The organism is Erwinia artemisiae (assembly GCF_051400835.1).
Classification (GTDB): Bacteria; Pseudomonadota; Gammaproteobacteria; order Enterobacterales; family Enterobacteriaceae; genus Erwinia; species Erwinia aeris.
In genome coordinates this window covers 59,873-80,315 of the sequence record NZ_JBLFFM010000007.1, presented here as the reverse complement: position 1 = coordinate 80,315, position 20,443 = coordinate 59,873, and the positions used below count along the sequence as shown (strand labels likewise).

Here is a 20,443-nt window from a genome sequence, read left to right as displayed (position 1 = left end):
CGGGAAAGGGGGTTTACGCGCAGGCGTTAGCGCGCGCTACGCTGATAAGGGTGGACAGCGTCCCGATATTGCCGGGTGGTGTGATCCATAAAGCACCTGTTGGTTAGTGGATGCGGATGAGTAAAGCAACGGTTATACGTGTTGATTCCTGACGTTACCGTTTAATTAACGAACAAACAAGGCATGGATAAGTTGCAGGCCATATCGTTGACCCAATTTGGACTTTATTATCTTGTCCTGCCGGGCGGGAGTAGCGCCATACTGCTAACGCCATCGGCTACCCGCTGGCGTAGCGGAAAGTCGCCGTTATCGCTGCCATAACCAGAGCTTTGCAGGCGCGCGCAACAGCTTCTCATCAGCGGCATCCTGCTCTCTACAGCAGCGCGTCCGGCCCTCTGAAGGCCCGACGCCATTCGCTGGGGCTGACGGCAAACCGGTGTTTAAAATTCTGTCGGAACGATACCGGCGACTGAAATCCCGACATGGCTGCCACCACCTCAATACTGTGATCCGTCGACTCCAGCAGCACCTGGCTGCGCTGAAGCCGCTCGCCGATCAGCCAGTCGCTCAGCGTCAGGCCGGTAGCGGCAAAAAAGTGGCGGGTCAGGGTGCGGCGGCTCATATTGCAAAAGGCCGCCAGCGAATCGATAGTGTGCGGTCTTTCGAGGTTTCTGCGCAGATAGCCGATCAGTTCGTTAATCGCATTATCGCGAGTGGTTTCCGGGACGGGACGCTCGATATACTGCGCCTGTCCGCCTTCCCGATAGGGCGGCATCACCATGCGCCTGGCGACCTTGTTGGCTAACACGCTGCCATAACGATCGCGCACGATACTCAGGCAGCAGTCGATGCCGGCAGCCGTCCCGGCGGAAGTGGTCAGGCGTTCATCAGTGATATAAAGCGCGTTGGTATCAAGATGCACCTGCGGGAAGCGTTCCGTGAAGTCTTTTTCATATTCCCAGTGCGTAGCCGCGCGTCGGTTTTCCAGCAGTCCTGCATAGGCCAGCACGTAGGTGCCCAGACATAATCCCACCACCTCTGCGCCGCGCCGCCAGGCTGCTTTTAGCGCGCTGAGCAGCGCCGGAGAGGGTTTCTCTTCCGGACGATCCCAGAAAGGCACCACGATAATATCGGCCTTTTCCAGCAGCGCCAGCCCGTGTTTTACGTTAATAAACAGGCCAATATCGGACAGAACGTTGCCGGGCGTTTCCGCACAGATTTGCAGATCGAAGCGATCCGGCTCGGGCAGCGCCTTGCCGAAAACGATACAGGGGACGGAAAAGTGAAAGGTGCTGACTCCGGCAGTGGCAATCACGGCAACAACAGGAACGGTCACGTTTTTTCTCCTGACTGGGCTGGGAACCCGCCGAACTGAGCAGGTTCCCCAAAAGCATCAGAATACCAGCGTTTCGCCATCTTCAGGCGCGCGCACGCTCTGTTGCATACCTTTTTGCTGAGCAAACTCACGGATTTCCGCGCGGGTCAGCACGCAGTGATTAACGGCTTCCAGATGCGAAGCCACGATCGTCGCCTCTGGCAGCATTTGGTGAGTACACAGGATATCTTCGGTGCCCATAATAATGGCGCCATAACCGTCGACCTGAGCAAAACCGGCATTAAGCACCACGACGTCCGGCCGGTGGCTTTGCAGGCTTTCCTCATAGGGTTTCACCCAGATAGTATCGCCGGCGATATACAGCACTTTTTCATCGGCGTGGCGGAACACCAGGCCGCAGGCATCACCCAGCATGGCAGCCATTTCCGGGTTTGCATAGGCTTCATTGCTGCCGTGCTGCCCGCCCGTTTTAATGATAGTAATGCCTTCATAGCTGTTTTCCGTCGTCAACACGCGAACGTTGGTAAAGCCCTGGCTGCGGATCAGCGTGGCATCAGCATCGTGCTGGGTAAAAATAAGCTTGTCGTCAGGAATAAGCTGCTGCGCCGCATCGTCCCAGTGGTCGAGATGGGTATGGGTCACGATCACCGCATCGACGTTCAGCAGGGTATCCACGGCAACCGGCAGCGCCACCAGCGGGTTACGCAGATGCGGACGTGCCGTTCCGGGAAAGCCCGGCCAGGCTTCTTTGTCCGCCAGCATAGGATCGATAAGAAATTTTTTCCCCGCATATTCAAGAATAAGCGTGGCGTTACGGATTTGCGTCAGTTTCATCGTTTCTTCCTTCTGTAGTCTTTTTCCGCGTAGCGAAAGGCTTTTAAGCAGGTACGGAAGCAGTATAGGGAGGATAAACAGCGAGGCGTGAGTAGCCCGATGGTCAATAAGCGATGAGATTGGGCCAACCTGAAAGTGAGGGTGTGCCGGGGCGTTTCGATCAGGATCGCAGCTGAATCAGCCTGCCTTTCCAGCGCACTATGCCTTTACTATCAAGCAAATACCGCGACAACTATGGCCGTTCTGAAGCAACAGCGCACAAATTACCTGGCGATCCTTTTGCAAGCGACAGGAAAATCTGCCAGGATTATCTAGTGCACTAGATAATCAACCAACAGATATTACGAGATGACCATTAACAAACAACGCCGGGAAATAGGCACCGAGCTTTCCTTTGCCCTTTACGGGGCGGCAAACAGGATGAACCGGATGCATAAACCTTTCCTCGATCCGCTGGGGCTGACCTTCCCGCAGTATCTGGTGATGCTGGAATTGTTTAACGGAACGCCCCGATCGGTAGGGGATTTGGGCGGCAGGCTGGGGATGGATACGGGCACCATTACGCCGCTCCTGAAGCGGTTGGAAGCGGCGGGGAAAGTATCCCGCCGACGCGATCCAAAAGACGAACGTCGGGTGCTGGTCACGCTGACAGAGAGCGGAGAGGCGCTGCGTGACACCCTGTGGGCCGTGACCGATCAAATCAGATCGGCCTGCAAACTGACGGAAGCAGGGCTGGTTCAGCTACGCGACACGCTCAATGACTTTGCCCATCCGGCAGCCGAATAACCCCTCAGCAATCAGGAGACATTTATGAATATCGGCATTATTGGCGCGGGAAATATCGGCGCCACACTGGCAGCCAAACTCTCTGCCTGCGGCCATAGCGTCAGGCTGGCAAATTCACGGGGGCCGGAAACCATCGCCGAGGTCGCCCGCAAGGCTGGCGCAACGGCGGTGACGCGGGAAGAGGCCGTCAAAGGCGCCGACGCCGTTATCCTGTCAACGCCCTTTACCGCTCACCAGGGTCTGGCCGAACTGTTGAAAACCGTGCCGGCCAGCGTACCGGTTATCGATACCTCTAACTACTATCCGTTTCGGGATGATGCTATTCCCGCTCTCGCGCAAGGTAAGCCGGAAAGCGTTTGGGCCAGCGAGCAGGCAGGCAGGCCGCTGATTAAAGCCTGGAATGCCGTGCTGGCGGCTACCCTGGCTGACAAGGGGATGCCTGTGGGCGTAACCGAACGGATTGCCATTCCGGTCGCTGGCGATGATGAAACAGCCAAACGCATCGCGATGGCGCTGGTCAGCGATACCGGGTTTGATGCCGTGGATGCCGGTAGCCTCGCGGAGTCCTGGCGTCAGCAGCCCGGTACGCCAGCCTACTGTACAGAACTTAGCGCAGCGGCGCTGAAGAAGGCGCTGCTGGCGGCAGATAAAGAACGTGCCCCCGTAAACCGCGAGGCGCTGCTGAAAGAGTTTATGTCTGCCAGCGAACCGCTGACCCACGAGCATATCGTTGCCCGCAACCGGGCAGTGACGGCATAACGCCGTTTGCACAATGACAATAATCACGGCGTTCGGGCTGTAGATATCGCCAAAGACACGCCGTATTGGAGAACGCTGCCCCGAGCGGCAGCCAATAAGACAGGAGAGAACCATGACCCCTTCATCCCCTTTGAAAATCGGTATTCTCGGTACAGGTCATATAGGCAAAACCCTGGTCCGTAAGCTGGCCGCCGCCGGGCACCAGGTGAAGGTCGCCAACTCGCGCGGGCCGGAAACCATCGAGGCAGAAACGCTTGCCACGGGCGCCCAGGCGGTAAGAACAGAAGAGGCCGTTAACGATATTGACGTCCTGATCCTTTCTATTCCGCTCGTCCGCATTCCGGACGTGGCGCCGCTTATTCGCGCGCTGCCTTCCGGCGTTGTGGTGGCGGATACCTCCAATTATTATCCGCACCGGGATCTGAAAATCGACGCTATCGAAAATGGCCAGCCAGAAAGCCTGTGGGTGTCAGAGCAGATCGGTCGACCCGTGATCAAAGCCTGGAACGCCATCGGCTCGGGATCTTTTGCCGAAAAGGGCATGCCGCAAGGCGCGGCGGATCGCATTGCGATACCGGTTGCCGGCGATGATGAGGCGAGTCGGCAGCTGATTATGCGTCTGGTGAATGATACCGGCTTCGATGCTTTTGACGCCGGCAGCCTGGCGGATTCCTGGCGTCAGCAGCCTGGCTCGCCGGTTTACTGCACGGATTTGCACTATGATGAGATCCCGGCGGCGTTGGCCGAGGCCGATATCTCTCGTCTGCCGAAAAGAAGAGATCTTGCCGTTGCTGTTTTCCAGGAGCGGGCTGGCGACTCGGTTACCAATCCGAACGCGGACTTTGGCGTCCAGGTATCGCGGATAATCTTCAGGTAAGCGAACCACAAATCTTAAAGTCCTGGCAGCGTGGCGTCTTTTCAGAGGATGTCGGGCGAGGATAAAAGAGTGGCCGTGGGGCGCGGGTACAAAGTGAACAGGCTTTGTGCGCGCGCCCCGGATGATACCGTTACTTATGCAGTAAAAAAATCGTCGCCAGGCCCAGGAAAATGAAAAAGCCGCCGGTATCGGTCAGCGCAGTGATCAGAACGCTGGAGCCGACTGCCGGATCGCGTTTTAGTTTGGTCATAATCAGCGGAATAAGGACGCCCATCAGCGCCGCCAGCAGCAGATTCAGCACCATCGCCAGCATCATGACGCCGCCCAGCGCCGGATTGCCGTACATCGCCCAGGTGACGCCGCCCATAATACCGCCCCAGCAAAGACCGTTAATCAATGCCACGCCCAGTTCGCGCGCGATCAAAAACGAAAAGTTACCCGGTTCGACCTGATGTAGCGCCAGCGCGCGCACGATCATGGTAATGGTCTGATTGCCGGTATTGCCGCCGATCCCGGCTACAATCGGCATCAGCGTCGCCAGCGCCACCAGCTGGGAAATCGTATCCTCAAACAGGCCGATCACGCGTGAGGCGACAAAGGCTGTACAGAGGTTAACCGCCAGCCATGTCCAGCGAGTGCGTACCGCTTTCCTGACCGGGGCAAAAACGTCCTCGTCAGGGTTTACGCCGCCCATCTTACGAATATTGCTGTCGTTCGCCTCGTTAACCAGGTCGATAACGTCTTCGATGGTGACGCGCCCCATCAGCTTGCCTTTGGCATCGATAACGGCGGCAGAGATCAGATCGTAACGCTCAAACGCGCCCGCCGCGTCTTCAGCCTTGTCATCCAGCCGAAAGGTCACCGGCCTGTCGTTCATCACCTCGAAAACCCGCTTGCCGGGCTTGTTCAGCAGAATATCCATCAGCGTCAGCTCGCCCAGCAGCATATTGTTTTCGTCGGTAATAAAAAGCTTATCGGTGCCTTCCGGCATCACTTTCTTCCGTCGCAGATAGCGCTGTACGGTTGCAAGCTTGATGTCGGCCGGTACGGTAACCAGCTTAAAATCCATGATGCGCCCGACGCGGTCGCGGTCGAAATCCATCACTTCCAGCACGCGTGAACGCTGCGCCGGATCGAGCGAGGTCAGCAGCCGGCCCGTTAAATCACGCGATAAATACTTGGCGAGATAAACCTGTTCATCAATATCCAGCGGTTCGATCGCCTGGAGCAGATCGCGATCGCTCATCTCCTCGATCAGGCTTTCCCAGACGTTTTCAGACGCTTCGACCAGCACTTCGCCGCGTCGGTTGGTACCGACCAGCTGCCAGAGCGCCTGGCGTTCCTCTTCCGGCAGCGCTTCCAGCAGGTCGGCGATATCCGCCGCGTGCAGCAGCGGCAGATAGTCTCTCAGCTCCTGCACCTGCTCCTGATGCGCTGCAGCTTCGGCTTCGCTTTGTTTCAGCGGTTTGCGGAGCAGCGTATCCACGAGGTCGTTGTCGTTGAGCAGAAGATTAAGTATACGGTTACGGATTTCAGCAAGCTGCTGAGCATGTGACTGAGCTACAGACATAAAAATTCCCTTGTGTCTGGCAAAAGCGGACAAAGAAGTAAGTATTGCTTAATTTGGGCGGATGAACGGAATAAGTTGCACTTTTTCAGGCGGCCAGGCCGCTATTTAGCGCCGGGGGCAGAGACCGTCGTTTCCTGCTGTTTTTGTTTATGGTGTTCGATAGCCCCGGGCAGCACATAAAGCAGGCGTGCTGCCAGGATAATAAAGCTGACCAGCAAAACGATCCGGGTCATACGGCTTGTTTTACGCTGTTTTCTGAATGGCATGGCGCGGTTCACGCAAGTTTCCTGAAGTTAGCCCGTAGGCAATTGCACAATTTAGACACAGCGCGGCCGCCAGGTCAATGCCGATCGCCCGAAGGAGAGGGCTTTGTTCAGACGCGCGGCGCGGCGGGTTTACCTCTCAGCTTCCCTGACGGCAGCGAGATTCTGGCAGAGAAAAGCATTGAAAATGATGAAGATCAATTTTAGCCGGAGGAATATGCATAGTATTGCGGATACGCCAGCGCCGGTCTGCTCCGGCCTATCCTGTTCGGGCGTGATCGCCCTGTTATCCAGCGAGTATCATGATCATCACGGCCCGCCTTAACCGCTTCCGTCAAAGCCCTTGGGGGCTTGCCCTTATTCTGCCGGCTATTCTGATGCCGCTCACCACGCAGCTTTCGGTGCGCCTTTGGATGCTGGATGGCTACGTTTATCTGATCTATCTGCCGCTGGCTATGATTATAGCGATGCTGCTGGTGTATGACTGGAAGGCTTTTCCGGGGATAGCAACAGGGCTGAGCCTCTACTATTTTAACCGCTATGCGCCCGGGCCTGCGGCGGCGATCGCCGCCACCTGGCTGTTGGTGCTGTTAAGCGGCTGGAGCGGCTACCGGCTTCAGGTGAAACGGCGCTGGGGCGTCAGCTATGGCGAGCTGCGCCTGATGCCCAACAGGCTGTTCTGGCTGGCTTTTTTTATCCCCTCGCTGTTTGTTTTTATGATGCAGGGGCTGGCGACGGCAGGCCTTGTGCCGCTAAAAGGCTCGATTTTCCCCTGGGAACCGTTTTCGCTGCATACGTTGCTGAATTTTCAGTCCGTGCTGCTGGCTTGCGTCACTATGGTGCCGGTCTGCTATCTGGTTGTCCGCAGCCTGCGCAGCCCGGGCTATCTGCGGCTGACGATCTTTCGCCTTCGCCAGCAGTTTTCACCCGAGGTCAGCAAAACGGAAGGCGTGGTATGGACGCTGCTGTTGGCGTTTCTGTTGACCATGCTGCTACAGGTCGCGCCTGGCCGGCAGAATCTGTTGGCCACCGAATACGGTTTGCCCCTGATGCTGCCTTTAATGCTCTGGGCAGCGATGCGTTTCGGCTATCTTTTTACCGGCCTGCTCTGGGCGCTGCTGCTGATGGTGCTTTATCAGCTGCGCGATCGTTTTCTTCATCCGGATACCGGGCCTTATCAGCTGGCGGTTATTTCAGCCAACCTGCTGGTGTTCAGCCTTAGCCTGCTGCTGATGGCGGCTATCACCACGCGCCAGCGCCGCACGCTGGCCAGAACCAAAGCGGCGGCGTTAAACGATCCCGTCATGAATCTGCCTAATCTGCGCGCGCTAAGCCTGGCGCTGGCAAACAGCCCCGGCTCCACGCTCTGCTTTCTGACTATCCCCGATCTGGATCGCCTGAGCCGTATCTATGGACTGCGCCTGCGTATTCATTATAAAAGCAGCCTGGCCGCCCATTTGAAGCCTGAACTTCAGCCGGAGGAAGACGTTTATCAGCTCCCCGGCTTCGATTTAGTGATGCGGCTGGAAGGGAGCGGGCAGCTGGCGCGGATTGAAAAGATCACGGCCCGGCTGAAAGATTACTGCCTGAGCTGGGACGGCCTGCCGGTGCATCCCGGTATCGGCGTCAGCTATTGCAGCGTCCTGCCGCCGGTCAATCATCTTTATGAGCTGCTCGGCGAGCTGAGCGGCATGGCGGAGCTCTCGCTGACCAGCGGCATAACGGAGAACCTGCAGCAGAAAATGACGCAGCCGGTGCAGTACCGCATCAGCAAAAAAATCGCGCTGCTGAATACCATCCAGCAGGCGCTAAAATCCAACGGTTTCCAGCTGATTGCGCAGAGAATTTGCGGCGTGCGCGGCGACGACTATCACGCGGTCTGGCTTGCTTTGGAAAACGACCATCGCGAACCGGTACCGGCAACAGAGTTTTATGCGGTCATCAACGAGTTCGGCTTAACCTGGGAGCTGGACTGCTGGCGGTTGCGCCAGATCCTCTCTTTTATCAACCAGCATCGGACAAGGCTGCCCGGGATCCGCATTGCGACGGAGCTTTTCACCCTTAGCCTGTGCAGGCCGGGGCTGGCGAAAGAGATACAGGCGATGTTACAGGATTACTGCGTTGAGCCGTGGCAGCTGATCTTTTACGTGGAAGAGTCGCCGATGCTGACGCCGCACGGCGGTGGCTATCGGGCCATCGACCAGCTGCGCTATCTGGGTTGCCGCGTCGCTATCAGCAACTTTGGCCACGGCTACGGCAGCTACGCGCTGTTAAAGCAGATCGAAGCGGATATGCTGCGGCTTAACGGCGAGTTTGTCCGCAATATGTTTAATAACAGCCTGGATTATCAAATCATTGAATCAACCTGCATTATGGCCCGGCTGAAAAAGATGCAGATTGTGGCGGCGGATGTGGAAACGCAGGAGGCAGACACTCTGCTGCGCAAGCTGGGCGTGGATTACCTTCAGGGCGCGCTGTACGGCGAAGCAAAGCCGCTGTATTCGCTGGTGGAGAAGGACGAGGCGCCTCCGCAGAGGCTGCCCGACTAGCCGCTACTCTTTCACCCGTTCTTTTTGCGCCAGCAGCGTGGCGAAACGCAGCGAAATGCGGTTGCCGTGCTCGTCCGTGCGGTGCAGCTGGCCGACATGCTCGTTATATTTCACGATCCGCCATTTGCGATAGTACTCGCTCAGCTCGCCGGATTTAAACGTGAAGGGGAACAGCGAACACGGATAGTCCTCCGTGTCCATCGCCGAGACAATCAGGTTATAGCCGCCCCGTACCGTGCTGGCCTGCATATCGGCAATCAGCTGCGGGATGGCTTCCGGCTGTAAAAACATCATCACCACGGTAGAGAGCACCAGCTCGTAAGCGCCGTTAAACCTCACGTTATTAAGATCTTTAACCGCCGTGTGAATGCCGCTCAGCTGCTCTTCCGCAATAATTTGCTCAAGACGCGCCGGATTGCGATCCCAGGCGGTTACCTCAAATCCCTTCAGATGGAGATAAAGCGAATTCCGCCCGCTGCCGCAGCCCAGATCGAGCGCCCGACCGCCGGGCGCTATCTGACTAACGGCCGCCACCACTTCAGAGTGCGGGGCGGTAAGCTGATACTTTTCGGTGTAGTAATGGTCGGGCTTCTGGTTCATTCATCGGACTCTTTGATCGTCAGCTGCCAGCCGGTCACCTCTTTCCAGTAGCTCTGTTCGCGTTCCAGATCGAGCTGAACCAGATTGTTCTGGCTAAAGTAATCGCGGGGGAAGGTCAGCGTCCAGTGGCCGTCGTCCGTCTCCAGCAGCAGCGAATCGGGCGTCGAAGTCGCCTGGCGCTGATTGTTCAGCAGCGTGCCCAGCCGCAGCAGAAACACCAGCGGCAGAAACTGCTTTTTCTTGTACAGCGTCAGGCGCGGCAGCTCGTCCACCTTCACCGCTTTGCGATGCCAGCGTACCAGCGTCGCCAGCAGCGTTTGCTGATCCTGATTAAAGCCCGGCATATTGGTGTTTTGCAGGATATAGGACGAATGGCGATGCAGGCCGCTATGGTTGATGGTCAGCCCCACCTCATGCAGCATCGCCGCCCATTTCAGCAGCGCGGCCAGCTGCGGATTCGCCTGCTTAGGATTTTGATCCCGCCACTGGACGTAGAGCTGTTCGGTGGTGTCCAGCACGCGCCGCGCCTGGTCGCTGTCGATAGCGTAATGGTTCGCCATGCTCTGCGCGGTACGGCTGCGAATATCCTGATGGCGGAAGCGGCCCTCCATCTCATAAAGCACGCCTTCGCGCAGCGCGCCGTCGGAAAGCCGAAGCTCGCGGATAGCCAGCGCGTCAAAGACGCCGCAGAGAATCGCCAGGCCCGGCACAAACACCACCTTACGCTCGTCGGAAAGGCCCGGCAGGCTCAGGCTGTCGAAAGACTTATGCTTAATCACCTCGTCATAAAGACTCTCCAGCCGCTCTGGCGTAATCAGCTTGTCTTTCTCGCCCATCGCCTGGAGCACTTCCACCGTGGCTTTGATGGTGCCGGACGCGCCCAGCGCGTACTGCCAGCCGTGCAGGCGATACTGCCAGGAGAGCGTTTCCAGCTTTTGCGTGGCGGCCAGCCGCGCGCGGCGGAAATTCTCTTTGCTGATGGCGCCGCCGGGGAAATAGAGATTGGCGAAGCTGACGCAGCCCATGCGGCGGCTTTCCACCAGTTTGGGTTCGAAATCTTCACCGATCACCAGTTCGGTCGAGCCGCCGCCGATATCGATCACCAGCTTGCGGCCTTTTTCAGGCTGGGTGTGCTCCACGCCCATAAAAATCAGGCGCGCCTCTTCCTGCCCGGAAATAACTTCAATCGGGTAGGGGATGACGTCCGCCGCGCGCCGTAAAAAGTCTTCCGCATTCACCGCCTGGCGCAGCGTGTGGGTGCCGACGATGGTAACGTTGGCCGCGCTGAAGCCCTGCAAACGCTCGGCGAACAGCGCCAGACAGCTCAGGCCGCGTTCAATCGCCTCTTCGGCCAGCACGTTGTTGTGATCCAGACCGTCGGCCAGATGCACCCGCTGTTTCAACCTGCCGAGCACCTGCATGGCGCCGTCCACCACGCGGGCAATCACCATATGAAAACTGTTTGAGCCCAAGTCGATGGCGGCGAATTCCTGGGGTTTGGGCGTACTTTTCTGGGATATTGGCATAGTGGTTAGTCAGGTTGTTCCAGAGATTTAATGTAATCGTAAATAGCCAGCTGCGCGCGCACCTTACGGCGGTTGCCGCGCGGAACGTAACGGTTGCTAAGCTCTTTGTCTACGAAGCGCGCCTTAAGCGTATCACTGAAGAGGATGCCAATAATATCCAGCACCCGCTGTTTCAGAATAGGGTCAAGGATGCAGCAGGCCACTTCAATACGGTAATCGATATTGCGTGTCATCCAGTCGGCGGAGGAGAGGAACACTTTTTTGTCGCCGCCGTTATCGAAAATATAGACGCGATCGTGCTCCAGATAGCGATCGACAATGCTGATCACGCGGATATTATCGCTGATGCCTTCCAGATTGGGGATCAGCGAGCACATGCCGCGCACCAGCAGGTTAACCTTCACGCCGACGCTGGAGGCGGTGTAAAGCCGATCCACCAGGCCTTTATCGACCAGATTGTTGATCTTCAGCGTGATGCCGGCCTGAATGCCTTTCTGCGCGTTGGCTATTTCGTTATCAATCAGCTGATAGAGCATCTGACGCGAGTTCTGTGGCGACACCATCAGGTGCTCGAAACTCACCGGACGGTAAGGATTTTCGATAAAGTTAAAGACGCGTCTTACCTCGTTGGTGATGCGGGCATCTGCGGTCAGTAAGGAGTAGTCGGTGTAAATCCGCGCCGTTTTTTCGTTGAAATTGCCGGTGCCGATATGGGCGTAGCGGACGATCTCGCCGTTTTCACGACGGGAAATTAAAAACAGCTTGGCGTGAATTTTCAGGCCCGGCGCGGAGAAAATCACGTGCACGCCCGCTTCCGTCAGGCGTTTCGCCCAGTGAATATTCGCCTCTTCGTCGAAACGCGCCTGTAGCTCCACCACCACGGTGACTTTTTTACCGTTATAGGCCGCGTGGATCATCGCATCGATAATGCGTGAATTCTTCGCCACGCGGTAAATGTTGATCTTTATCGCCAGCACGGCAGGGTCGAAAGAAGCCTGGCGCAGCAGCTCCAGCACGTGCTCAAAGGTGTGATAAGGATAGTAAAGCAGCACGTCGCGATTGCGGATGGCGTCAAAGCCGTTGCGGAAGCGGTCAAACCAGATGTGGCGCAGCTGCGGCAGCGGTTTGTTGACCAGATTGGCCTTGCCGACGTTCGGGAAGCCGATAAAGTCTTTAAAGTTATGGTAGCGGCCGCCGGGCACGATGGAGTCATAGTTGCTGATGTTCAGCTTCTTGCTGAGCATCTCCACCATCGCGTCGGGCATATCGCGCTGATAGACAAAGCGCACCGGCTCGGCGGTCAGGCGCTGCTTCAGGCTGGAAGACATCAGCTCCAGCAGGCTGGACTCCATTTCGGTGACCAGGTCATATTCCGCATCGCGGGTCATCTTCATCGAATAGGCGTTCAGCGCATCGTAATCAAAAAAGCCGCGGAAGATATCGCCCAGACAGTAGCGCAGAATGTTATCCAGCAGGATCATCGGCTTGCGGCGGCGCGGCGTTTCCGGCGGCAGGTTGACAAAGCGCGGCACCTTATCAGACGGGATCTCCAGCAGCGCATAGTCAATCTTTTCGCCGCGAATAATCTCTACCGCCAGATAGGTGTAGTCGTCTTTCAGAAACTCAATCAGATCGGTGTCGGGATAAACCAGGATCGGCGTAATGTGCTGCCGCAGCTCGTGTTTAAAATAGTGCCGCAGCCAGCTTTGCTGATTGGGAGAGAGCTGACGTTCGTTGATCAGAAAAATTTGGTTGCGCGCCATTTCCAGCAGCAGATCGTTATACAACCCGTCAAATTCCTGATCGGCTTTCAGCACGCGCGCCTGGATTTTTTTCAGCAGATGGCGCGGCGTGTCGGGCGAACCCTGTTCTTCCCCAATCAAAATGCGGCGTTTCAGATCGGCGAAGCGGACTTTATAAAACTCTTCCAGATTATTGGAGTAGATGCCCAAAAACCGCATCCGTTCAATCAGGGGATTGGATTTGTCCGCCGCTTCCTGTAAAACGCGCTCATTAAAGGATAACCAGCTTAGTTCTTTCTCTATATAAAGCTTTTCCTGACCCATTTTTACTCCGTTCCACAGATCCTGTAAAAAACCAGGCATTGTCTCGGGGCATTATGACGAGAGTATGACAGCCCTGTCTATGGCGAATCCCGATTGTCTTATTAGCCACATACGGGCAACATAAGGCGCTTAAGCGCATTTTATAGCGAAGACTGGCATGAACCCAATTCCCATTCCTGCACATTATAACGATCGGCGGCGGCAGTTTATCGATCGGCTGACCCGACGCGTGGTGATGGCCTGCGGACTGGCGATTCTGCTGGTGATGCTGCTGCTGTTCGTCTGGCTGATCTGGGTGGTGGTGCCGCTTTTTTCGTCGCCGACGCTCAGCAGCGTTAGCCGCATTGCGCTGGATCAGGACCAGCCGGCCGTAGCAATGGGCATGGACGCGCAGCAGCAGTGGGGATGGCGTATTGACGCGCAGGGCAGGGCGGAATTCCTTTCGCTAATGAATCAGTCGAAAGTGCCTGCGCTATGGCTGGCGCAGGGCCGCGTCGCCGTTGCGACGGATAACGACAGCGTCCTGCTGAAAAGCGCCGCCGGCCTGACGCTGGTGCAGCCCGACTTCAGCGAAGCGGAGCCGCGCTGGAAGTTTCCGCTGGGCGACCAGCCGCTGGGCGGCAATCCCGACGCGAAGGTTATTGCGCTGGCGCAGACGGCGGAAAACCGCTGGCTGGTGGCCGAGGCCAGCGCCACGCAGATCACGCTTTACCGCTTTCAGCCGCTACAGGCGACGGCAAGCTTCAGCGTCAGCGTGCCGGACGTCAGCCAGCTGATGATTTCGCCCGATGGACGGCTGCTGTACGGCCTTGCCAAAAACAGCCTGCGCGTCTGGCGCATCACCGACGGCGGTCTGACGCTGCGCGAATCCCACACCTTACTGCAACAGCCGGAACGGCTGGCCCAGCTCAGCGGGGGCAGCACGCTGCTGATGGCTGACCACGACAGCATCACACAGTGGTTTGATATCGCCAGCGCGACCGGCCCGCATCTGAACGCTATCCGTGCTTTCCATCACGCCAGCAACCAGCCTTTGCTGTTAAGCGAGGCGCATCGCCGCGTGTTCGCTACCTTAAACCCGGCGGGCGAATTTAAGCTGTTCGCCAGCAAGCAAGAAGGCGTGGTGCTGCGCAGCCAGCTCGATCCCGGCGTGCTGAACGCGGCCTTTGCGCCGCGCGGCGACGGGCTGCTGGTGGAGCGACAGGGCAGCTGGCAGCATTATCACCTCAGCAACCCCTGGCCGGATATCAGCTGGCGCAATCTGTGGCAAAAAGTCTGGTATGAGCACTATCCGCAGGCGGACTACGTCTGGCAGTCCACGTCGGCCAACGACGATTACCAGGGCAAGTTCAGCCTGGTGCCAATGGTGGTCGGCACGCTGAAGGCGGCGGGACTGGCGATGCTGTTCGCCACGCCGCTGGCGCTGGCCGCCGCTATGTATACGGCCTGGTTTATGGCGCCCGCGCTGCGTCGCTGGGTAAAACCGGCGATAGAGATGATGGGCGCGCTGCCCAGCGTGGTGATCGGGCTGATTGCCGGGCTGTGGCTGGCGCCGCAGCTGGCGGATCGCCTGGCGGGCGTGCTGCTGTGGCCGCTGGCGCTGGCCGCCGCGCTGCTGCTGTGCAGCCACGTTTCACAACGGCTGCCGGAAAAATGGCGCAGGCGGCTGTGCGGCGAAGGGCGTGAAATCTGGATTTTACTGCCGGTACTGCTGCTGGTGACGCTGGGCTGCCTCTGGCTGCTGCCGATGCTGGAACACCGCGTGCTGGGCGTCAGCCTGGCCGACAGCCTGTGCGGCGGCTATCAGCAGCGTAACCTGCTGATCGCCAGCGTGGCGATGGGCTTTGCGCTGGTGCCGCTGATCTTCACCCTGGCCGAGGACGCCATTTTCAGCGTGCCGCCGTCGCTGGGGCAGGGATCGCTGGCGCTGGGCGCGACGCAGTGGCAAACCTTAACGCGCGTCGTGCTGCCGGGCGCGTCCGCCGGTATTTTTGCGGCGCTGATGATCGGCTTTGGCCGGGCGATAGGAGAAACCATGATCGTGCTGATGGCAACGGGCAACACGCCGGTGACGGAAGGCGGATTGTTACAGGGCGTACGCACGCTCTCCGCTAACGTGGCGATAGAAATGCCGGAAGCCGCTGCAGGCAGCGGCCATTATCGGGTGCTGTTTCTGAGCGCGCTGGTGCTGCTGGTCTTTACGCTGGTGGTCAACACCCTGGCGGAGCTGGTGCGTCAGCGGTTGCGTCAGCGCTTCAGCCAGCAGGAAATGCAGGGATGAGCGCCGTTAGCCGCAATCATCGCTGGCGATGGCTGACCGGCGGCGCGGTGGCGCTGAGCCTGTTGGCGTTTCTGTTGCTGATCGCGCTGCTCGGCTGGTCGGCCATGCGCTACTTCTGGCCGCAGCCAGTGACGCTGTTTACGGTGGATCATGCGCCGCAGACGCTGGGTGAAATCGCCAGCTCTCAGGGCGTCCCGCGCGAGCGTCTCGAGGCCAGCGGCGCGCCGCTGCCGGATAATCTGCCGGAACACGTGACGCGTTACCTGATTAAAACCGGCAACCGCGACTTCAGCGACAGTGATTTTCACAGCCTGCTCAGCAGCGATATTATCGCGACGGAGCGGCCAGGCAACGTTATCGCCCTGCAACGTCGCGTCGGCGGTATGGCCTACGGCTGGTTTGACGGCCTGCGCGAAAACGGAAGGCCGCTGGTGGCTGCCGATATGATGCGCGTGCTACAGCAGCGGATTAAAGAGACGCGGCAGCGCCAGCGGCAGGCAGAAAAAATTCGCCATGTGGCGCTGGCGCGGCTGAACAGCGAAATGGAGCAGCTGGATCGTAAACGGCAGCGCCTGGAGCAGGAGCAGCGCTATACGCCGCAGGCGCAGAGCATCTGGCAGGCGGACAGCGCCGAGCTTCAGCGGCAGTTTCGCCAGCAGGCGCAGGCGCTGACCGGACTGAGCCAGGAGAACGAAGGCACCGTGCTGGTGCTGCGCGACGTCACGGGATCGCAGCATCTTATTCCGCTGACGCAGATCCTGGCGGCCTGGTATCCCAACGCCATGAGCTACGGCGAAAAGTGGCGCCATTTTGGCTCGCAGCTGTGGCATTTTGTCAGCGGCGCTTCCGGCGGCAGCCTGGGCGAAGATGGCGTATTTCCGGCTATTTTCGGCACGATTTTAATGGTGCTGCTGATGTCCGTGGTGGTGATGCCGCTTGGCGTGGTGGCGGCGATCTGGCTGCATGAGTATGCCGGCAACGGTTTTCTTACGCGTCTTGTGCGCATCGCGGTAGTCAATCTTGCCGGCGTGCCCTCCATCGTTTACGGCGTGTTCGGGCTGGGCTTTTTTGTCTGGCTGGTCGGCGGCAGCCTGGATCGGCTGTTCTTCGCGCACGCGTTGCCCGATCCCACTTTCGGCACGCCGGGCCTGCTCTGGGCGTCGCTGACGCTGGCGCTGCTGACGCTGCCGGTGGTGATTGTCGCCACGGAAGAGGGGCTGTCGCGCATTCCGCAGACGCTGCGGCAGGGATCGCTGGCGCTGGGCGCAACCCAGGCGGAAACGCTGTGGCATGTGGTTTTGCCGCTGTCGATCCCGGCGATGCTGACCGGGCTGATCCTGGCGGTGGCGCGAGCGGCAGGCGAAACCGCGCCGCTGATGCTGGTTGGCGTGGTGAAAATGGTGCCGGAGCTGCCGGTGGATGCGGTTTTTCCCTATCTGCATCTTGACCGCAAATTTATGCATCTTGGCTTCCAAATCTACGATCTGGCGTTTCAGAATCCCCACGCGCAGGCGGACAGGCCGCTGGTTTTCGCCACGGCGCTGCTGCTGGTGCTGATTATTCTGGCGCTGAACCTGCTGGCGATGGCGCTGCGCCACCGGCTGCGCGAACGCTACCGCGCGCTGATTAATTAATGGAGAAGAGCGTAATGCCAAACGAGCAGGACACCGCGCTGAAGGTGGAGAACCTTTCGCTGTGGTATGGCGAGAAACAGGCGCTGAAGGCAATCGATCTGCGCGTGCCCAAAAACCGCATTACCGCGCTGATTGGCCCGTCGGGCTGCGGTAAATCGACGCTGCTGCGCTGCTTTAACCGCATGAACGATCTGATTGACGGCTGTCGCGTTACGGGCGATATCCGCCTGCAGCAGCAGTCGATTCTGGGCGGCAATGAGGATCTCGCGGCGCTGCGCAGAAGAGTCGGCATGGTTTTTCAGCGGCCAAACCCGTTCCCCAAAACCATCTATGAAAACGTGGTGTACGGGCTGCGTCTTCAGGGCGTACGCGACAGGCGCGTGCTGGACGAGGCGGTGGAAAGCGCGCTGCGCGCGGCGGCGCTCTGGTCAGAGGTAAAAAACAACCTCTGGCAGAATGCCTTAACGCTCTCCAGCGGCCAGCAGCAGCGGCTGGTGATCGCCAGAGCCATCGCCATCGAACCGGAAATTTTGCTGCTGGACGAGCCGACCTCGGCGCTCGATCCGATCTCCACGCTGGTGATTGAAGAACTGATGAGCACGCTGAAACAGCATTTCACGCTGGTGCTGGTCACGCATAATATGCAGCAGGCCGCGCGCGTATCCGACTATACCGCGTTTATGCATCACGGCAGCGTGGTGGAGTTTGACGAAACGGACAGGATTTTTACCGCGCCGCGCCAGCGACGCACAGAGGATTATATTACGGGACGCTATGGCTGAATAAAAAAGGGAAACGCCGGTTTCCCTTTTAGCCCCAGGCGTAGCCTTCCGGCGGCAGTTGCTCGCCGTCCAGCCAGGCCGCGCCGTCCTGCATTTTCAGGCGGCCATCCGCAAACCAGCCGACCACCAGCGGATAAATAGCGTGCTCCTGATGCTGCACGCGCGCCGCGACCTCATCGATCGTATCTCCGGAAAAAACCGGTACTTTGGCCTGAAGGATCACCGGGCCACCGTCCAGCTCTTCGGTAACGAAATGCACCGAGGTGCCGTGCTCTTCGTCGCCGTTTTCAATCGCCTGGCGATGCGTGTGCAGGCCAGGATATTTCGGCAGCAGGGAAGGGTGGATATTCAGCATCCTGCCCGCGTAGCGCGCCACGAAATCCGCACTCAGAATACGCATATAGCCTGCCAGGATCACCAGGTCGGGCGCGTAGGCGTCAATTTCCAGCATCAGCTGGCGATCGAAGGCGTCGCGATCGGCAAACTGCGCGGCCGCCAGCGCATGAGCGGGCACGCCCGCCTCGCGCGCGCGCGTCAGGCCGTAAGCGTCGGCTTTGTTGCTGAACACGGCAGCAACGCTGCCGTGGATCCGTCCCTGCCGGCAGGCGTCCAGAATGGCCTGGAGATTGCTCCCCTGGCCGGAAACCAGCACGACGAGCCGCTTCATGCGTTAATCACCACGCGCTCTTCGGCATCGGAGGCTTTAATCACGCCAATCTTCCAGGCTTTTTCGCCGGCGGCGGTCATCAGCTCTACCGCTTTATCCGCTTCGCTGGCGTCCAGCGCAATCACCATGCCGACGCCGCAGTTAAAGGTGCGATACATTTCAAAGCGGCTGACGTTGCCCGCTTCCTGCATCCAGCCGAACACGGCAGGCCACTGCCAGCTTGACTCCGACAGCACCGCCTGGGTGTTGTCCGGCAGCACGCGCGGGATGTTTTCCCAGAAGCCGCCGCCGGTCAGGTGGGCGATAGCGTGGACGTCAACCTGCTCAATCAGGCTGAGAATATTTTTAACGTAAATGCGGGTTGGCTCCAGCAGATGATCCGCCAGCGGCTTGCCTTCAAGCAGGGTGGTTTCCGGGTCGGTATTGCTGAACGCCAGAATTTTGCGCACCAGCGAATAGCCGTTGGAGTGCGGGCCGCTTGAACCCAGCGCAATCAGCACGTCGCCGTCTTTGACTTTGCTGCCGTCGATAATTTCCGACTTTTCCACCACGCCAACGCAGAAGCCCGCCACGTCGTAATCTTCGCCGTGATACATGCCGGGCATTTCAGCCGTTTCGCCGCCGACCAGCGCGCAGCCGGACTGTAAGCAGCCTTCTGCAATACCGGTAATCACGCTGGCGGCCGTCTCCACATCCAGCTTACCGGTGGCGTAGTAATCAAGGAAGAACAGCGGCTCGGCGCCCTGGACCACCAAATCGTTCACGCACATCGCAACCAGGTCGATACCGATGGCATCGTGGCGCTTCAGGTCCATGGCCAGACGCAGCTTGGTGCCGACGCCGTCAGTGCCGGAAACCAGAACCGGTTCACGGTATTTTTGCGGCAGCGCACAAAGCGCACCGAAACCGCCCAGTCCGCCCATCACTTCCGGGCGACGAGTCTTTTTCACTACGCCTTTGATACGGTCGACTAAAGCATTGCCAGCATCGATATCTACACCGGCGTCTTTATAGCTGAGAGAGGTTTTGTCGGTCACTGCGAAATCCCCACGCGGTTTGCGGTTGGTGGTTGGTAATAAAGCGCGGCAATTCTAACAGCGCAGGCAAACGTTTGCGAGCCTCATCTTCGCCACCATTGCGCCGCGCTCACTTTGCGCTAATCCTTAAGGGGATGGCAGGGATCCGGCAGAAGTCGGATTAAGTAATAGGTACTGGCTGCTAAATGGCGCTATAATCTCGCGATTTTTTTTTGCAGCCATACACTCCGGGAGTAAAACAATGAAGATCGTGGAAGTCAAACACCCGCTGGTCAAACATAAACTGGGTCTGATGCGTGAACAGGACGTCAGCACCAAACGTTTTCGTGAACTCGCCTCGGAGGTGGGAAGTCTGCTGACTTATGAAGCCACATCGGATTTAGAAACGGAAAAGGTCACTATCGAAGGCTGGAACGGCCCGGTGGAAATCGACCAGATCAAAGGCAAAAAAATTACCGTTGTGCCTATCCTGCGTGCCGGCCTGGGCATGATGGAAGGCGTGCTGGAGCACGTGCCCAGCGCGCGCATCAGCGTCGTGGGCGTGTATCGCGACGAAGAGACGCTGGAGCCGGTGCCTTATTTTCAAAAGCTGGTTTCCAATATCGAAGAGCGCATGGCGCTGGTGGTTGACCCTATGCTGGCGACCGGCGGCTCGATGATCGCCACTATCGACCTGCTGAAGAAAGCGGGCTGCAGCAGTATTAAAGTGCTGGTGCTGGTTGCCGCGCCGGAAGGCATCGCGGCGCTGGAAAAAGCGCATCCGGACGTGGAGCTGTATACCGCCTCCGTCGATCAGGGACTGAACGAAAAAGGCTATATCATTCCGGGCCTTGGCGACGCGGGCGACAAGATCTTCGGTACGAAATGATAAAGCCG

17 protein-coding genes are annotated in these 20,443 nt (G+C 58.4%); 8 read left to right on the top strand and 9 right to left on the bottom strand.

Features of this window, described 5'->3' with window-relative positions:
- Window positions 1–373: 373 nt before the first annotated feature.
- Window positions 374–1,336: a GlxA family transcriptional regulator gene (locus ACMGEE_RS15845; protein ID WP_301252016.1), complete on the bottom strand. Its 963-nt coding sequence runs from the start codon at window positions 1,334–1,336 to the stop codon at window positions 374–376.
- Between the two features lie 57 nt (window positions 1,337–1,393).
- Window positions 1,394–2,170, bottom strand: coding sequence for an MBL fold metallo-hydrolase (locus ACMGEE_RS15840; RefSeq protein ID WP_436830328.1), 777 nt, complete (start codon window positions 2,168–2,170; stop codon window positions 1,394–1,396).
- A gap of 429 nt (window positions 2,171–2,599) precedes the next feature.
- On the opposite strand from ACMGEE_RS15840, the gene ACMGEE_RS15835 reads away from it, so the two are divergent.
- The 3 genes from ACMGEE_RS15835 to ACMGEE_RS15825 all read left to right on the top strand — a co-directional run bounded on the left by ACMGEE_RS15835 (window position 2,600) and on the right by ACMGEE_RS15825 (window position 4,592).
- The gene (locus ACMGEE_RS15835; RefSeq protein ID WP_253459366.1) at window positions 2,600–2,956 is read left to right on the top strand and encodes a MarR family winged helix-turn-helix transcriptional regulator; all 357 of its coding nucleotides are present in this window, start codon (window positions 2,600–2,602) and stop codon (window positions 2,954–2,956) included.
- A gap of 24 nt (window positions 2,957–2,980) precedes the next feature.
- Window positions 2,981–3,715 carry an NADPH-dependent F420 reductase gene (locus ACMGEE_RS15830; protein WP_370734369.1) on the top strand — a complete coding sequence of 245 codons (735 nt, stop codon included), beginning with the start codon at window positions 2,981–2,983 and terminating at the stop codon, window positions 3,713–3,715.
- Window positions 3,716–3,827: 112 nt separating this feature from the next.
- Window positions 3,828–4,592, top strand: a complete 765-nt coding sequence (locus tag ACMGEE_RS15825) for an NADPH-dependent F420 reductase (protein ID WP_436830327.1) — start codon at window positions 3,828–3,830, stop codon at window positions 4,590–4,592.
- Window positions 4,593–4,722: 130 nt separating this feature from the next.
- On the opposite strand, the gene mgtE is transcribed toward ACMGEE_RS15825, so the two are convergent.
- Both mgtE and ACMGEE_RS15815 read right to left on the bottom strand, forming a co-directional pair.
- Window positions 4,723–6,162 (bottom strand): magnesium transporter, encoded by a 1,440-nt coding sequence (mgtE, locus tag ACMGEE_RS15820; protein ID WP_125289544.1) that lies wholly within the window; start codon window positions 6,160–6,162, stop codon window positions 4,723–4,725.
- Window positions 6,163–6,263: 101 nt separating this feature from the next.
- A complete protein-coding gene (locus tag ACMGEE_RS15815; protein WP_301289830.1) occupies window positions 6,264–6,428 on the bottom strand; it encodes a YfgG family protein in 165 nt (54 codons plus the stop codon).
- A 299-nt stretch (window positions 6,429–6,727) separates the two neighbouring features.
- On the opposite strand from ACMGEE_RS15815, the gene ACMGEE_RS15810 reads away from it, so the two are divergent.
- Window positions 6,728–8,974, top strand: coding sequence for a sensor domain-containing phosphodiesterase (locus ACMGEE_RS15810; RefSeq protein ID WP_253459372.1), 2,247 nt, complete (start codon window positions 6,728–6,730; stop codon window positions 8,972–8,974).
- Window positions 8,975–8,977: 3 nt separating this feature from the next.
- On the opposite strand, the gene tehB is transcribed toward ACMGEE_RS15810, so the two are convergent.
- The 3 genes from tehB to ppk1 are packed head-to-tail and all read right to left on the bottom strand — an operon-like array spanning window position 8,978 to window position 13,166.
- Window positions 8,978–9,574, bottom strand: coding sequence for a tellurite resistance methyltransferase TehB (gene tehB, locus ACMGEE_RS15805; RefSeq protein ID WP_301730796.1), 597 nt, complete (start codon window positions 9,572–9,574; stop codon window positions 8,978–8,980).
- Window positions 9,571–11,100 (bottom strand): exopolyphosphatase, encoded by a 1,530-nt coding sequence (gene ppx, locus ACMGEE_RS15800; protein WP_253459376.1) that lies wholly within the window; start codon window positions 11,098–11,100, stop codon window positions 9,571–9,573. The genes tehB and ppx overlap by 4 nt, the downstream gene beginning before the upstream one ends.
- A gap of 5 nt (window positions 11,101–11,105) precedes the next feature.
- On the bottom strand, window positions 11,106–13,166 hold the full coding sequence (gene ppk1 / locus ACMGEE_RS15795) for a polyphosphate kinase 1 (protein WP_253459378.1): 2,061 nt from the start codon (window positions 13,164–13,166) through the stop codon (window positions 11,106–11,108).
- A 157-nt stretch (window positions 13,167–13,323) separates the two neighbouring features.
- Between ppk1 and ACMGEE_RS15790 the strand changes: the two genes are divergently transcribed.
- The 3 genes from ACMGEE_RS15790 to pstB are packed head-to-tail and all read left to right on the top strand — an operon-like array spanning window position 13,324 to window position 17,863.
- Window positions 13,324–15,447 (top strand): ABC transporter permease subunit, encoded by a 2,124-nt coding sequence (locus ACMGEE_RS15790; protein WP_301730794.1) that lies wholly within the window; start codon window positions 13,324–13,326, stop codon window positions 15,445–15,447.
- Window positions 15,444–17,081 carry a phosphate ABC transporter permease PstA gene (gene pstA / locus ACMGEE_RS15785; protein WP_301730793.1) on the top strand — a complete coding sequence of 546 codons (1,638 nt, stop codon included), beginning with the start codon at window positions 15,444–15,446 and terminating at the stop codon, window positions 17,079–17,081. Before ACMGEE_RS15790 ends, pstA begins: the two co-directional genes overlap by 4 nt.
- 14 nt (window positions 17,082–17,095) lie before the next feature.
- A complete protein-coding gene (gene pstB, locus ACMGEE_RS15780) occupies window positions 17,096–17,863 on the top strand; it encodes a phosphate ABC transporter ATP-binding protein PstB (protein ID WP_253459385.1) in 768 nt (255 codons plus the stop codon).
- A 28-nt stretch (window positions 17,864–17,891) separates the two neighbouring features.
- On the opposite strand, the gene purN is transcribed toward pstB, so the two are convergent.
- Both purN and purM read right to left on the bottom strand, forming a co-directional pair.
- Window positions 17,892–18,530, bottom strand: a complete 639-nt coding sequence (purN, locus tag ACMGEE_RS15775; protein ID WP_253459388.1) for a phosphoribosylglycinamide formyltransferase — start codon at window positions 18,528–18,530, stop codon at window positions 17,892–17,894.
- Window positions 18,527–19,567, bottom strand: a complete 1,041-nt coding sequence (gene purM / locus ACMGEE_RS15770) for a phosphoribosylformylglycinamidine cyclo-ligase (protein WP_253459391.1) — start codon at window positions 19,565–19,567, stop codon at window positions 18,527–18,529. Before purM ends, purN begins: the two co-directional genes overlap by 4 nt.
- 241 nt (window positions 19,568–19,808) lie before the next feature.
- On the opposite strand from purM, the gene upp reads away from it, so the two are divergent.
- Window positions 19,809–20,435, top strand: a complete 627-nt coding sequence (gene upp / locus ACMGEE_RS15765) for a uracil phosphoribosyltransferase (protein ID WP_125289554.1) — start codon at window positions 19,809–19,811, stop codon at window positions 20,433–20,435.
- Window positions 20,436–20,443: the final 8 nt, after the last annotated feature.